This window comes from Sediminibacillus massiliensis (assembly GCF_900156915.1).
GTDB classification, from domain to species: domain Bacteria; phylum Bacillota; class Bacilli; order Bacillales; family Amphibacillaceae; genus Sediminibacillus_A; species Sediminibacillus_A massiliensis.
Genome location: NZ_LT732535.1, coordinates 3,024,505 through 3,040,317 on the forward strand (window position 1 = coordinate 3,024,505; position 15,813 = coordinate 3,040,317).

The 15,813-nt window shown below is 43.3% G+C and carries 12 protein-coding genes; 10 read left to right on the top strand and 2 right to left on the bottom strand.

Going from position 1 to position 15,813, the window contains the following annotated elements:
- Positions 1-3: 3 nt before the first annotated feature.
- The 8 genes from CZ434_RS15805 to CZ434_RS15840 all read left to right on the top strand — a co-directional run bounded on the left by CZ434_RS15805 (position 4) and on the right by CZ434_RS15840 (position 11,829).
- Complete coding sequence (locus CZ434_RS15805; protein WP_077624033.1) at positions 4-1,734, top strand: PAS domain-containing sensor histidine kinase; 1,731 nt, start codon at positions 4-6, stop codon at positions 1,732-1,734.
- A gap of 123 nt (positions 1,735-1,857) precedes the next feature.
- Positions 1,858-2,769 carry an AEC family transporter gene (locus CZ434_RS15810; RefSeq protein WP_077624034.1) on the top strand — a complete coding sequence of 304 codons (912 nt, stop codon included), beginning with the start codon at positions 1,858-1,860 and terminating at the stop codon, positions 2,767-2,769.
- Between the two features lie 190 nt (positions 2,770-2,959).
- Positions 2,960-5,881: a DUF5689 domain-containing protein gene (locus CZ434_RS15815; protein ID WP_143262139.1), complete on the top strand. Its 2,922-nt coding sequence runs from the start codon at positions 2,960-2,962 to the stop codon at positions 5,879-5,881.
- Positions 5,882-6,046: 165 nt separating this feature from the next.
- Positions 6,047-7,279, top strand: a complete 1,233-nt coding sequence (gene pepT, locus CZ434_RS15820; protein ID WP_077624036.1) for a peptidase T — start codon at positions 6,047-6,049, stop codon at positions 7,277-7,279.
- Positions 7,280-7,346: 67 nt separating this feature from the next.
- Positions 7,347-7,814, top strand: a complete 468-nt coding sequence (locus CZ434_RS15825) for a metal-dependent hydrolase (RefSeq protein WP_077624037.1) — start codon at positions 7,347-7,349, stop codon at positions 7,812-7,814.
- Positions 7,815-8,265: 451 nt separating this feature from the next.
- On the top strand, positions 8,266-8,472 hold the full coding sequence (locus CZ434_RS15830; protein ID WP_077625216.1) for a hypothetical protein: 207 nt from the start codon (positions 8,266-8,268) through the stop codon (positions 8,470-8,472).
- Positions 8,473-8,655: 183 nt separating this feature from the next.
- Entirely contained in the window at positions 8,656-10,209 is a 1,554-nt protein-coding gene (locus CZ434_RS15835; protein WP_077624038.1) for a glycosyl hydrolase family 28-related protein, read from the top strand.
- A 126-nt stretch (positions 10,210-10,335) separates the two neighbouring features.
- Positions 10,336-11,829, top strand: coding sequence for a flavin monoamine oxidase family protein (locus CZ434_RS15840; RefSeq protein WP_245831003.1), 1,494 nt, complete (start codon positions 10,336-10,338; stop codon positions 11,827-11,829).
- Positions 11,830-11,872: 43 nt separating this feature from the next.
- Here CZ434_RS15840 and CZ434_RS15845 read toward each other — a convergent pair whose 3' ends face one another.
- Positions 11,873-12,565 carry a type 1 glutamine amidotransferase domain-containing protein gene (locus CZ434_RS15845; RefSeq protein WP_077624039.1) on the bottom strand — a complete coding sequence of 231 codons (693 nt, stop codon included), beginning with the start codon at positions 12,563-12,565 and terminating at the stop codon, positions 11,873-11,875.
- A 337-nt stretch (positions 12,566-12,902) separates the two neighbouring features.
- On the opposite strand from CZ434_RS15845, the gene CZ434_RS15850 reads away from it, so the two are divergent.
- Positions 12,903-13,907 (top strand): NAD(P)/FAD-dependent oxidoreductase, encoded by a 1,005-nt coding sequence (locus CZ434_RS15850; RefSeq protein WP_077624040.1) that lies wholly within the window; start codon positions 12,903-12,905, stop codon positions 13,905-13,907.
- Between the two features lie 52 nt (positions 13,908-13,959).
- Here the strand turns inward: CZ434_RS15850 and CZ434_RS15855 are convergent, their stop codons facing one another.
- The gene (locus tag CZ434_RS15855) at positions 13,960-14,535 is read right to left on the bottom strand and encodes a M15 family metallopeptidase (protein WP_077624041.1); all 576 of its coding nucleotides are present in this window, start codon (positions 14,533-14,535) and stop codon (positions 13,960-13,962) included.
- Between the two features lie 175 nt (positions 14,536-14,710).
- Between CZ434_RS15855 and CZ434_RS15860 the strand changes: the two genes are divergently transcribed.
- Positions 14,711-15,487 carry a glucose 1-dehydrogenase gene (locus CZ434_RS15860; RefSeq protein ID WP_077624042.1) on the top strand — a complete coding sequence of 259 codons (777 nt, stop codon included), beginning with the start codon at positions 14,711-14,713 and terminating at the stop codon, positions 15,485-15,487.
- Positions 15,488-15,813 lie beyond the last annotated feature (326 nt).

Here is a 15,813-nt window from a genome sequence, read left to right on the forward strand (position 1 = left end):
ATAATGCCACACAAAAAGCAACACCATACAGATACTCCTGGGGATGCAACTATAGTTATAGATGCAAGAAATGTAATTGAATCAATAAATGATCAGGCAGTCAAACTATTAGAGTTGGAGCATGATGACTTTTCAGGGGAGGATCTGGACGTTCTTTTTCCGGGGCTGGAAATAAGGGAACATGAACAAACAACGGTTTTTAAGCAACATACCCGCCAGTCAACGGAAAAACAAATACCTGTGACAATCCGGAGCAGTCCTTTTTCCTTGAAAGGGGAAAGATACTCACTATTATTTTTACATAGAAAAGACAGGGACTCTGAAACGGAAATGGATCCGGAGAAGCTTCTCAACGAGCTTCTGGATACCAGGTTCGCACTGGACGAATCGACCATCGTGGCTATCACCGATCAAACTGGAAAAATAAAATATGTAAATGACAAGTTTTGTCAAGTTTCGAAGTACACAAAGGACGAGTTGATTGGCGAAGATCACCGGCTCATCAATTCTGGATACCACTCAAAAGACTTTATGCGCAATCTCTGGAGAACGATAGCCAATGGAAACGTCTGGCAGGGAGATATTAAGAACAAAGCAAAAGATGGAACCTATTATTGGGTCGATACAACGATCGTCCCTTTTTTGAATAAACAGGGTAAACCATATCAGTACCTGGCTGTGCGTAAAGAAATTACGGACTATAAGCGAGTAGTCGAGGAATTGAAACATTCTGTACAGGAATTGGTGGATATAAAGTTCGCTCTCGACGAATCTTCTATCGTGGCGATTACCGACCGAAGAGGGAAAATCACCTATGTGAACGACCAATTTGTACAGATCTCAAAATACGAACGAGAAGAATTGATCGGAAATACACATGCCCTCATCAATTCCGGGTACCATCCTAAATCCTTCTTTAAGGAATTATGGAGAACGATCGGTACCGGAAGTGTATGGAAAGGTGAAATAAAGAACAAAGCAAAAGATGGAACCTATTATTGGGTGGACACAACGATTGTGCCATTTTTGAACGAAGCCGGGAAACCTTATCAATACTTGGCGATCCGGTTCGAAATAACGCGGCGGAAACGGATCGAAGAAGAATTGCAGCAGACAATGACACGGATCATTCATGTACAGGAAGAGGAAAGAAAAAGGCTGTCAAGGGAGCTTCATGATGGAATAGGACAGAATTTATACAGCCATTTGATCACCATAAACCGTTTAAGTGCCGAATATGATCATCCGCTCGTTTCTCAAATGCTTCAGGAAGCCACGGAAATTATCCAGGAGGTTCGCGATTTTTCCTGGGAGCTTCGGCCGTCTGTTCTGGATGACTTGGGGCTTGTTCCAGCAATCCGGTCATTCCTTAATAAATTTGCCGAACACTATGGAATCAATGTTTACTTCGATAGTTCACTTGTACACCGTCCGGATAGTAAGGTCGAGATAACCATCTACCGGATTATTCAGGAGTCACTCACCAACATTCGCAAATATGCCAATGTACAGGAAGCGTCGGTTATCATTCGGGAAGATGACCGGCAAATAAGGGTGGTGATCGAGGATAAAGGAAACGGTTTTGATAAAGAAGAGTTATCCAGAGGGGTAGGCTTGATCAGCATGGAAGAGAGGGCAAAATCGGTAAATGGCAATTTGGATGTCAACACCAAGCCTGATGAAGGGACAAGAGTCATTCTCGATATACCAAACTATAAGGAAGCGAGCGATTAGTCCACTACATGGTGGGCTTTTTTGATTTCCGTCTAGGGGTGATTAACAGCATTTATTGATGCCAAACAAGCTGAATTTGGCTTATACTAGTGGAATAATGCCAGCAAGAGGAGACATTCATTTATGGACAGTTTTAACCAGCAATTCTTGTATTCTATTTCTATCATTATATTGGGATATCTACTGAAAAGGTTTGATATTGTACGAGAGCGGGAGGGAGAAGGATTGACCCGGATCGTCCTGAACGTGACGCTTCCTTGTCTGCTCATTGTCAGTTTCAGTGAAATAGCTCTTGATCCTTCCTTGTTTCTGCTCGTATTTATTGCGATGGCCAACGGATTATTCATGGCGGCAGTAGGATTATTTGTGTTTCGAAAAGAGAATGCAAAGACGAAAGGCATGCTCGCCATGATGCTTCCAGGTTTTAATATCGGCCTGTTTGCATTTCCTTTGGTCGAAGGGATTTGGGGGAGCAAGGGGCTGAAGTACTTCGGTATGTTCGATGCGGGTAATGCCATGGTGCTTTTTGGTTTGACTTATATTATCGCGGCATATTTTGCTGCCGAGAATAGCAAGCCGGACTTCCGCAGAATTGCTATCAAGATTTCTACCTCGATTCCTTTATTGACATACATAATTGTTAGTGTGTTAAATATCGCTGATGTTCAACTGCCTAATCTGGTGCTTGATGTGTCCGGAATCATTGCTGACGCAAATATGCCGCTATCTCTGCTGATCCTAGGCATTTACTTGAATTTGCAGTTTGACAAATCAAATTTAAAGCTGGTAGGAAAATTTTTGGCGTTGCGGTATACACTGGGGTTAGCGCTTGGTTTGCTGCTTTTCTGGCTTCTTCCGTTTGAAGACATGTTCCGTTATACATTGTTGATCTGCTTCATACTTCCTACAGCTACAACATCGCTCGCATACTCGGTTGAATTTAAATACGACACAAAACTGGTAGGAACCATTGCAAACATGACTATTATCATCAGTTTTATTCTGTTATGGCTGATAGCCAATTTGATTTTATAGGAAAAACGGCGAGGAAAAAGGACCTGTTTTATTAAAGGACAGGTCCTTTTTTACTGCTTAATTTCTGTCCGGCAAATTTCTTTCTGGTCTAATATGTCTATTTTTACTGAATTTTACATTAAATTTACACTCCTTTTATTATTTCTCTGTATAGTAGAGGATGAATAATAGAATGAAAGGGAGAGGGAGAATGGCTAAACAAATATCGAAAAAGTTCGTTAGTCTATTGGCGGTTTTGCTTGTGTTTGGATTATTTACTTCCACGAAGGCGGCCGCAGAGGATGATTTGCCGATCACGTCGGTAAATGCACCAGCCCCAGTCATTGAACCAGCAGTGGCGAATGAGAATAATGAAACGAGAGTTTTATTCGACAACACACACGGCCAGACAGCCGGAGCGGCTGACTGGGTAATCAATGGAGCATTTTCCGACTTTGGGGAAGCGATTGCCGGTGAAGGTTATTATGTCGAGGAACTGCGTCAGACAAGCGCGATTACTTATGAAGATTTAAGTGGGTATCAGGTCTTTGTCATTCCGGAAGCCAATATCCCTTTTAAAGCATCTGAACAAGAGGCTATTTTAACTTTTGTGGAAAACGGCGGGAGTGTATTTTTCATTGCGGATCATTACAATGCTGACCGTAATTTAAACCGCTGGGATTCCGGCGAGGTTTTCAATGGATACCGGCGCGGCGCATATGGTGAACCCACCAAAGGTTTTGAAGAGGATGAGATCAATGCAGAACAGATGGAGGGAGTAACCAGTTCGGACTGGCTTTCAGATAACTTTGGTGTCCGCTTCCGATACAATGCCATCGGTGATGGAGTGGCAGAGGATATCGTTTCTCCAAGTGAAAGCTTTGGAGTTACAGAAGGAGTAGGCGGTGTTGCCTTTCATGCCGGTGCCACTGTAGCTGTTACAGATCCTCAACAGGCCAAAGGACTTGTATATGTTCCAGAAGGTGTTCCTTCCTGGGGACCGGCAGTTGATGAGGGTGTTTACAACGATGGAGGAAGGGATGAAGGCGCTTATGTAGCCATATCTAAAGTTGGCGCAGGAAAAGCGGCATTTATCGGTGACTCCTCTCCGGTAGAAGACAATACTCCTGTTTACCTTCGTGAAGATACAGGAAGAACGAAAACAACTTATGATGGATTTGAAGAAGCTGACGATGCTGTTATCCTAACCAACCTAATCAACTGGCTAGCTGAACAGGAAGATTATACAAGCTTAGCAGAACAGGGTATCAGCTTAGACAGCCCAACCGAGTTGCATGATTTCGAAATTCCGGAAAATTCTACAGAGCCCGAGGCAGAACCTTGGAACAATCCTCCGGCTGGGTACGAATGGTATGATCGGACCACGTTTGCTCCGGGTGCCTATGGGTCGGAAGAAGAAGCAGTCAATCCATCTTACGAGTTGGACTATCAACAACCGCTCCCAGGGAACATGCAAGAATTTCAAATCCAATTGACAGGAGAGCAAATGGGTTCTTTTACAACAGTATCCGATTTCCGGATCGGTATTTATCTCGATGGAGGTCAGCAAGTTGCTCAATTCAGCCTCGACGGTGAGAACTGGTCCTCTAGTTATGGCTACTCCGATTACTTTGATATGACAGCAGACGATTCGGGGAACTCTTCCAAATCTATCTATGTCAGAGTCAAAGAGGGTGTAAGTGGAGAGGCCAATCTTCGTGTGAAGTTAGGCTCAGGCAATCTTCTTACAGAAACGGTGACAATTGATCCTGATGCTGAGCCAGGGCCCTTTCCAGGCGATGAAGAACCGACTGTTCCAGATGCTGTCTCAATTGGCGAAGCTCGTCAAATCGATGATGGGGAACGAGTAACCGTTGAAGGTGTAGTGGTATCCGAGCCGGGCATCTTCGGGGCGCAGGGATTTTATCTTCAAGATGATACGGGTGGAATCTACGTTTATCAAAGCCAGTCAGGGTTACAACCTGGTGATGTGGTAACCATTACTGGTGAATTGGAAACATACAATACAGAGAAAGAAATTATCGATCCGGAAATTATTAAAACAGGAACAGCGGAACTACCAGCACCGCAGCAAGTTGAAGCGTTGACGGACGAAAATCAAGGACAGATAGTTCAATTGAACGGGGTCACCATTCAAAATATCCGAACTGCATCAGGCGGTGCATTTGAATTCGATGCTGTAAAAGGAGAAAACACCACAACTGTCCGGGTAGACAGTAGGACTGGTGTTACCTTGGATAATTTCCCTTATGAAGAAGGGGATCTGGCCGACTTAACTGGGGTTTCTGCTATTTGGAATGGCAATTACCAATTAAAACCACGAAATATAGCAGATTTGAATTACGTAAATGAAATAGGCGATGTCCGTGAGCTGGGAGACAGCCAGCAGGTAACTGTTGAGGGAGTCGTCACTACAGAAACAGGCCTTTGGGGCGGAAAAGCCTTTTACATGCAGGATGAAACCGGCGGTCTTTATGTTTACCAGCATGACTATGATGTGAAACCGGGAGATGTTGTCAAACTGTCGGGAACCACGACGACATACAATAATGAGTTCGAATTAGAAAATGTCACATCGCTCGAAGTGATCGGGACAGCTGATGTACCAGAACCGAAAACCATCAGCCCTGGCGAAATTGCCGAGAAAACACAGGGCCAGCTAGTGAAAATCGGAGGAGTCACCATTACCGAAATTGAAAAGGCGGACAATTATGGTACGACCGAATTCAGGGCTGTCAGCAAAGATGGGGAAAACGTGCTTGTCCGTTTGGATAATCGTACTGGGACTGATTATGACACTTTTCCTTATGAAGAAGGCGACATAGTGTTTATTACTGGAATATCCAGTGTTTTCCGGGATACTTACCAACTCAAACCGAGAAGTATAGAGGATTTCAGCCTGGTTGATAACCATTGGGTGAAAGACTATGTTGGAAACAGTAATATTAAACCATACGGTATCAAGAATGCCATATCAGTCAAGCTGAGAAATGCTGAGCGGGACAGCAAGCATTACGGTAAGCTGATTCAATTTATCGAAAAGCAACCGGACAAGCATATTGACCAGGAACTTAAGTCTGAGTTGGTTTATTACATCGAGTCACTACGGTAAAGGCTCGAGCAAAAGATTATAACAGTGAAAACAAGGGTGTCCGTAAATCCGGCCATCCTTGTTTTTTGTATTAGCTTTGGTTTTTTCTAGAAGTAACTAGTGCGCATTTAGGTGGTCTTACTGTGATAAAATGGTTCCAACAAGTGATAAATGGAGATGAATTAAATGAAAAAAGAAATCATTGACAGGTTTACTACATATGTGAAAATCAACACACAATCTGACCTTCACAACGAGCAATGTCCGTCTACTGCAGGGCAGCTCGATCTGGCCAATTTACTCGTTGAAGAATTGAATGAAATCGGTATGGAAGACGTATCGATCGATGGCAATGGTTATGTGATGGCTACGCTCCCGGCTAATACCGATAAAGATGTTCCTGTTGTCGGTTTTTTGGCGCATGTCGATACAGCTACGGATTTTACGGGAGAAAATGTCAGACCGCAGTTGGTGGAAAATTATGACGGACAAGATATCGTATTAAATGCAGCTCTTGGAGTGAAACTTTCACCGGCAGATTTCCCTGCTTTAACGAATTATATCGGACACACACTGGTGACAACAGACGGGACTACTTTGCTTGGTGCCGACAACAAAGCCGGGATAGCGGAGATCATGACAGCAATGGTTTATCTGATCAACCATCCTGAAATAAAACATGGCAAGATCAGGGTTGCTTTTACTCCTGATGAAGAAGTCGGTCGGGGCCCGCATAAATTCGATGTAGAAAAATTCGGTGCATCCCACGCCTATACAGTAGATGGAGGCCCTTTGGGAGAATTGCAGTATGAAAGTTTCAATGCTGCAGCTGCCAGACTAACATTCAACGGAAAAAATGTTCATCCCGGAACAGCCAAAGGGAAAATGGTTAATTCCACTAAGATAGCAATGGAATTCCATCAGGGGCTTCCAGAAGAGGAAGCCCCCGAGCTTACAGAAGAATATGAGGGTTTTTATCATCTCATCTCGTTTGAAGGAGATGTAGAAAAGACTACTCTGTATTATATTATCAGAGACCATGACAAAGAAAAATTTCAAGAGAAGAAAGCAGTAGTGGAATCGACCGTTTCCAAGTTGCAAGAGAAATATGGGCAGGACATCGTCATCCTGGAAATGAAGGATCAGTACTACAACATGGGAGAGAAGATAGAACCAGTCAAAGAAATTGTCGATACTGCTTACCAGGCGATGAAAAACCTGAATATAGAACCGGTTGTGAAACCGATTAGAGGCGGAACAGATGGCTCCCAGTTATCATTCATGGGTCTACCGACACCAAATATCTTTACCGGTGGGGAGAACTTTCATGGGAAGTATGAGTTTGCCTCGGTGAATAATATGGAAAAGGCTGTCCGCACGATTGTGGAAATTGCCAAATTGACGGAACAAAATCACTAAAGCTTTTAGAGGCCGGTCAGAAATCCTGGCTGGCTTTCTTCATCTAAGAATGACAAGGAGAGATTTAATGACAGGAAAGACACATATTGTCGGAGGGATTGCTGCAAGTGCTGTTGTCCTCCAGTTGACCCCTCATGATCCAATTATGTTGGTCATCGGGGGAGTTTTCGGTTCATTGTTTCCGGATATCTGTCACAGTGGCAGCAAAATTGGCAGGAAGGCGCCAGGATTATCCAAAATAATTAGCAGCTTGTTCGGACACAGGACGATTACCCATAGTCTGTTATTTTTGATTCTGGTTCAGTTTTTGCTGAATTCTTTTGTTCCATACCCTGATTTGAATAAAGGGATTATGGTGGGAATGGTCAGCCACTTAGTACTGGACGCTGCAACTAAGAATGGAATCAAGTTGTTGTATCCCTTGTCCCTTACCATAAGATTTCCGATCACCATCCGAACAGGAAGCAGCTTCGAAAAAGGAATACTGGCAGTCCTCATCCTGACCATCGCCTATTTCAGCCGCGGTTACCTGTAGTGCATAGCCGTATAACGACCCTAAAAGGTACATATTGAATCATAAAAACCATAAACTACTAACTGTAGCGAGACTTCCTTCCATCCTTTTGGATTGAGTGTTAGTCCGGCGCTGAGGAGAAACACTCGCTTTCCGTGGGGAACGCTTCAGCCTCCTCGCTGGCAAAAAGCGCCAACTGCGGGGTCTTCAGACTGTTCCTTTCCCACTGGAGTCTCGTATTTTTCCTCAGCTTGGTATAATTTCTGATTAGGTGAGAAGTGGTCCTGAAATGTGTCTAACATGATTATTAGTTTGCCGCAGCGACTCATGCGCTCAACAATCATCAGAACAGCAAGAAATAAAATTGTCGCTATTTCGCAAATTGCCTTAACTCTGGTGCAATTAAGAGCGATTTTGATAATGCATCATAAAATGTCCCTGTTTGGAGGAGAATAGGGGCGAGGTGATGGTGATGGGTAAGAATAATATGGACGGTCAACCGAAGTCTGGCTTGGAGGAAAATGAAGGAATAGGAATAAGGACTGATCTGGATTCCAAGCATCCCTTTAACACAGTGGATCGATTTGCTGGTGATTCCGTCAACGAACACAAAGAATTGGAAAAAGCAAACGAGCATTTTGCCGCTGAAGAAATCAAGCAGGTAAGAGACAATTCATAAGAAAAAAGCAGCAGGTGGCCAGAGAACCCATGTTCAGAAGGCCACCTCATTTTATTTATTGGAAGATAAATATATTGCTTAAGGGGCATAAAACAAGATGGAAGCCCGCCGTTTCCGGTTTGCAGGGAGAAAAGATGGGAAAAAACAATACAAAGAGCAAAAGGAAGTCAGAGGAGAAATATGATGAACATTTACCTGAGCAAGCAGCATGACCCGAGTACGAATGCCAAATTAATCAAAGAATTGGGGTATTGGAAACAGGGTGACCAAGTAGTCTGGCAAACGACAAATAAACTGTTAAAAGCTATTAAAAAGTACCCGATCGTGAAAAAACCTCTGCTTTCCGCATATCCTGCTGAGGGAGTCTTGAAAAAAGGGGTAAACCTTTTAGCTGCCCGTCCGGCCCGAATAATGAGGGCGTATTCACTCAAAGGATTCATCGGAGAGGACCGGCTTGTTTACCCGGAATGGAAAAAAGAACTAGATGAGCAATACGAAAAGATGCTGCAACAGCAAATGAAAGTAGTGGACGTAACAAATTTCGGAGCACGCGGAGATGGGAAAACAGATTGTACGAAGGCATTTCATAGAGCGTTAGGGAGAGGAAAGGCAATCGTGAAAGTTCCCGCTGGCACCTACGTGGTTAGAGGAATCAAGCTCCCTTCCTGGACCATGTTGATTGGGGAAGGAAAGGGCAAAACGATTATCAAGTTGCACGATGATGCTCCTAAAAGACGGCGCCTGATCACCAATGCAAATCATATGAAAGGCAATCGTAATATCTATGTGGAAAGCATGAGTTTGGATTGGAACGTTGAAAGGTTGAAAGATGTCAATAAAACGGCCAGCGGCAATAATCTTTCAAGCTGTCTTACATATGCCAACGTGATGTTTGGTTGGGTGAAACATGTTGAAGCAATTAATCCTGGTCTGCATGGATTCGATGTATCTTCGACTCTCTACAATTATTCAGGTGATGGGTATTGGGCTAAAGGACCGAGCAAGTACATTTGGCTGGATAATTTGAACGGCTATGGTTTTGGGGACGATGGAGTCACTACTCATCACAGCGAAAACATCCTGATTTCCAATTCTCATATGTGTGACCCGAGCGGACGGGCGCATAATCCAGGCGTTGCCAATTCGAATGGCTTTGAAGTGGACGATGGTTCGCGGAACGTCTGGCTCCAAAACAACTCATCGACCAGATGCTTCGGAGGGGTAGAGGTGAAAGCCCATCATAACTCATCTGCTGCGATGAATACGGTCATCTTCGGCCATATCTCCATTAAAGACAATCGCTCCTATAATTTACGTCATATCGGGCATCACCATCAAGACGATCCGGCATCTAAGACAGCTTACGATATCCGGCTTGCAAACATTATATCCATCACTCCGGTGTACACCGATTTATATAGGGAGTCCACGCCAAGAGCGATGGTTATTTCAGCCTACAGGAATGTGGCAGTCAACAATTTCACCGTTATCGGTGACAGAAATTATGATTATAAGAAAAATCCGGTCATAGCTGTCCAGTATCGTGCCAGACACGTTTCTATCAACAATGTCCGGTTAACAGGATTTCGTACAGCAAAAGCAGATATTGAAATTTTTGGAGGAGCACAGCGGGCGGATGATGTAAGGTTGTGTAACGTGACCACCTATGAGTCGGCACCTGATACAATCGAAATCGGTGCAGGGGTGCAACAGGTGGAAATGATGAAAATTTACTAGACTGTCTGTATCAATGAGTACTTATCCTCTCCTGGAGGGTGGTACTTTTTATTTGGAAGATAGGACCCATTTATTAGAATAGTTACCAATTTATAACATATCATGGGGGTGGAGGGATGTGATGTGATGGCAGTTAGAAATCCCTGGGCTGGTATGTTCCTGGATGAGGAAGAAACTCAAAAATATCTTTCCATCATCCAAAACGGCTTATCTAAGGGGAAATGCTTTAGGGAAATCATCATCATTGGTGCAGGGATGTCTGGTTTGGTGGCTGGATCATTACTTAAGGGAGCCGGTCACTCTGTTACTATTCTCGAAGGGAGGGACCGTGTTGGAGGAAGGGTTTATACGGTAAGGGAGCCTTTTGTAGAAGGAGGATACCTCGATGTTGGGGCAATGAGGATTCCCGGATCCCATCTTCTGACCAAGGAATACATCAAAAAGTTCAATTTGAGGACAAACAAGTTTGTTAATTCTACACCTCAAGACCTTCTTCATGTCAATGGTTTAACTGTAAGAAGAGACCATTATGAGAGCAATCCCGATATTTTTAATATTCCTCTCCATCCCCATGAGAAAAACAAAACAGCACAAGAATTAATCGAATGGGCCCTTAAGCCATTTATTGAACTCTATCAGAAAACCCCGATTTCACAAAGGAAAGAGTTATTGCACCGGTATGACAGTTACTCAATGGAGAACTTTTTGAAATGCAACCCATTTGGCCGTAGTTTGTCCAGCAATGCTATCTACAAAATTAAAGTGTTGATAGGTGTAGAAGGTTTTCCGGAGTACTCGTTTGTAAATATTATAAGGGACATCATTTTTCCGATTTTCACCAACAGCAATGACTTTGTAGAAATAGAAGGAGGCAATGATTACTTGCCCAAAGCATTCATGCCCCTGTTATCTTCCAATATACAGTTCCGTAAAAAGGTCACTAGTATCTATCAACAAAAAAAGATGCGTGTCCAAACGCAAGATTTGGAGACAGGGAAGTACCAGGACTTCACAAGTGATCTAGTCATAGCGACTATTCCGTTTACAGTGCTTCAGTTTATCGAAGTACACCCCTATTCATCTATCTCCTTTATGAAAAGACGGGCGATTAAGGAAATACATAATGTCGCCTCCGTCAAAATTGGTTTGCAGTTTAGAACGCAGTTTTGGAGGAACCATGATTTACACCAAAGCAATCTCATAACAGATATGACCAGCAGATTTACTTACACGCCCAGCAGTACAAACCAGGACGGACCGGGTGTGCTGCTGGCCAGTTATAGCTGGTCTGATAATGCTTTATTGTGGGATGGCTTGCCTGAGGAGGAGAAAATAAATCAAGTCCTTGAAGATTTGGCGAAGATATTTGGTATGGAAGTGTATAAGGAATATATAACTGGCATGTCACATAGTTGGAACCGAACCCAATTTTCCAATGGAGCCTTTACACTGTATAAACCTAATCAATACACCGATTTTTCCGAAGTAATCAGGCTTCCGGAAGGCAATCTGCATTTTGCAGGCGAACATACTTCTTCTTTCCATGGATGGATTGAAGGAGCGGTGGAATCTGGTGTAAGAGTAGCGATGGAGGTGCAAGAGCGGATAATTAACCAATAAAAAGGAAGCGCGGAGCGCTCCCTTTTTCCCCATAAATTTAAAATTAATCAGTCTGGATCAAGAGGTTCATGACTTGCTTGGCGACCCCTTTTACGGAAGCGGGATTTTGGCCTGTCACGACTCTGCCGTCCTTCTGTATACATTTACGAAATGGAATTTTGGCTTGTTCATATATTGCTCCCCGATGTTTGAGCTTTTGTTCCAGGGAAAAAGGAATATATTTGTAAAGCATGATGGCTTTTTCTTCTTTATCAGAGTAACCTGTCACTGTTTTCCCTTCCAGGAGATAACGGCCGTTAGAAAGTTTCAAATTACACAAGGCACTAGGGCCGTGGCAGACCGCGGAAACGATTCCGCCATTCTCGTATATTTTCCTTGTAATTGTTTGTATGGCTTCATTTTCAGGAAAATCCCACATAGTGCCATGGCCTCCGGCAAAATAGATCGCCTGGTAGTCGGCTGGGTTTATATCGGAAGGAGCTGCCGGTTTTCTAAGCCACTCCATAAATGACGTATCATTATAGTAGTCCCGGAGTTTTTTGCTTACTAGCAGTTCAGACAAGCTGCGGGGGTCGACTGGTACCTCGCCGCCATCCGGACTTATAATATCGACTTCATATTCTGCTTTGGCCATCCTGTCGTAAAACTTGGTAAATTCACTTAACCATAAACCTGTTTCCTTGGATGGCTGCCCAAGTTCTCCATGACTTGTGACCACCATAAGTATTCTCTTCATACTAGTCCTCCTGTCATTTATGTAGGGTAAGCTTATAATAATATTCCACAAGCCTCGCTGATTCAATCAAATAATTTTGCTTTTCCTTGTTTAATCCGGTTAAAGGCAAAAACCAGTAAACACTTGCAATAATACTAATATGTTTTATAATGATAATGGTTCTCAATTATATTTGTGAGTAATGATAGAAATTTTATTATATAAGGATACATATTTTGGCGATCCAGTTGGATGATGGATAATATGGAGACAAACAATCATCCGGTGGAAGAAGCCGCCAGCCCGACCGGTGCCTGCGGCTAAAGGGCTGTGATTATTGCTAAAGGGGTTCTAATCAATGGGGAAAATGAGCGATTCGTATGATGTAATCATCCTTGGAGCTGGTACTACTGGTTTATATGCTGCTTTTTACTGTGGGATGAGAGATATGAAAGTAAAAGTAATAGAAGCAGGCTCCCAGCCTGGAGGTAAAGTTGCCCAGTTCTATCCTGAAAAAATGATATATGATGTGGGGGCGCTCCCAGAGGTGACGGGTGAGGAGCTGGTAAGCAAGATGAAAGTACAGGCTTCCAAACATAGTCCTGACATAGTATATGGACACTCTGCGCAGAATGTGGAGAAACAGACCGACGGCAGCTTTGTCGTAACCACCGGCGATGGCAAAGGTCATAAGGGAAAAACGGTGATTGTAGCATCCGGTTTCGGGCTGTATGAACCGGAGCTGCTAAAAGCTGTGAATGCCGGACTGTTTGAAGGTGAGCATCTTCATTACTCCATTGGAAATCCAGAGCGGTTTGCAGGAAAAACAGTTGCCATTTCCTCCACTAGCCGGGTTGGAATAGAATGGGCACTTAAGTTGGAACAGACTGCCGGGAAGGTATATCTCATCAATCGGAATGACAACTTTCAGCATACTCGTGAAGGGGATTTGGAACGTTTGAGTGACTCTTCCGTGGATGTCCTGATGGATGCATCTGTCACAGAGTTAGTTCGAGCATCTAATCGACTGGAAAAAATAAAGGTTTCCCACAACAATGGCCAGGAGACAAGCCTGCAAGCCGACCATGTCCTTGTTTACGAGGGCATTAAGTTCGAATCGGCTCCATTCAAAGATTGGAATCTGGTCACAGAGAAAAACAAGATTAAAGTAGACGAACGGATGGCTACCAATATTGAGGGTGTTTTTGCTGCGGGGGACGCTGTGAGTTATCCTTATAAAACCCAGTTGATTGCGTCAGGGTTCACAGAGGCAATCACTGCTGTCAACAGTGCAAAGGCATTGATCGATCCGGGTGCGAGTGCCCAAGTCTATAGCACAGTGGTGTACAGACATGAAAACTAAACGGTAAACAAGAAGAGGCAGGGAATTATTCCCCGCCTCTTTTTAAAATAGATTATTCATCTATGTCAGGACGCTTCCCGTTTTGCAATTCGTGAATGCTTAGTCCAAAGTCCATTTGCAGATGGGGATAGTCTTTAAAGCGGTTCCAGTCACCGCCCCATTCAAACCCCAGGTCTTTTCCTATTTCTGCGACTTCGACCCAGTCGGACTTTTCATTATTGTTGCCATCATAACTGGTATTCCAAGTTATATTGCCATCTTGGTTGATTAAGGCAAAATCAATAGCCAGCCCATAATTATGATAAGACTCACCACCCTGTGCGTATGTGACAATATCACCTTCTGTTGTCCGTCCCTGTTCATAAAGTTCATCCTGTCTTTCCAGAGTCCGGAATCCTTCTGTAATGATAACTTCTATTCCTTTTTCTTCTGCTCTTTGCAATAGCTCGTCTCTCTTTGCTTCCACCTCGGGGTGAAGCCCATCAGGCATCTCGGCATCTTCCTCTATCTGCTTATTCCCCTCATTAATATGTTCGTTATCCAAGTATAAAACAACAAACAATACGATGGATGAAATAATAATCAACCAAATAAAAATTGTTAGTCTCACTAAAGATAATCCCTTCATTGTCTTTGTTGGTAACTTTTAACTCTCTGTTACTCTTGAAAGATAGATTTATTATAACATCCCCGCCTGAATCCGTTAAAAAAATGGCTTTCAATGGACCAACACAACGGTAAGGTTTCCACTCCCGCTCCCCTGGGTAATTAATTCAGTAAAAGGGCAGATAAGGAGAGATATCATGTACAAAGACTTAGAGGGGAAGACTGCAATAGTTACAGGATCGTCCAAGGGAATCGGACAGGGGATCGCCGAACGCTTCGGCAGGGAGAACATGAATGTAGTAGTGGATTACTATTCCGATTCCGAGGGTGCCGAAAAAACAGTAGCGAAAATTAAGGAGCAAGGCGGGAATGCCCTTGCAGTAGAAGCAGACATTTCGAGAGAGGAAGGAATGAAACAGCTGATCGATGCGGCCATCCAGAGGTTCGGTTCGATCGAGGTTATGGTCAATAATGCAGGATTCAGTGTGCATTCTCCATCACACGAACTGAGCCTGAACGACTGGAGAAGGGTGTTGGAAGTCAATCTGACAGGAGCGTTTCTTGGTTCCAGAGAAGCCTTGAAGTATATGATCGAGAATGATGTGAAGGGGAGTATCATCAATATTTCCAGTGTACATCAACAAATTCCGAAAGTGGAAAATGTCCATTATTCGGCCACAAAAGGCGGGTTGAAAATGATGACAGAAACTTTGGCGCTGGAATACGCAGACAGAGGGATACGGGTTAATTCCATAGCTCCCGGTACCATTGAAACACCTGCCAATCCTGTATCGGAAAAGTCTGCAGAGGAACAAGAAGCGGCATTAAACAAGATTCCGATGAACAAGGTAGGAAAGCCGGATCAAATCGCGTCTGCAGCAGCCTGGCTTGTATCCGAGGAAGCAAGTTATATCACGGGTACCACTTTGTTTGTAGACGGTGGGATGACTTTATATCCATCCCAGCTTGAATAATCCATTTATTGGATGTTTGCTTTGTGGCTCAGTAAGGGAATAGATAATGTAGACAAGAATTCAGAGAGGGTGAGCGCGGTGCTTAGAACAATTTTAATGGTAATAGGAGCAATTGTCGTGATCGGTTTTATTTTATCCCTGTTATAAAAAACTGAAAATGCAAAAACTCGTTTTTGAAGAAGCTGAATTCCGGATGAAGTCCGTGATTCAGCTTTTTTGTAGCAAATGGACTTAAATTCTTTTAGAATATGCATATAAATTTTTCAGAATAGAATAAAAATATTGAACTATATGAAAAAAGCTATTATAGTTGTTAGAAAGAATGA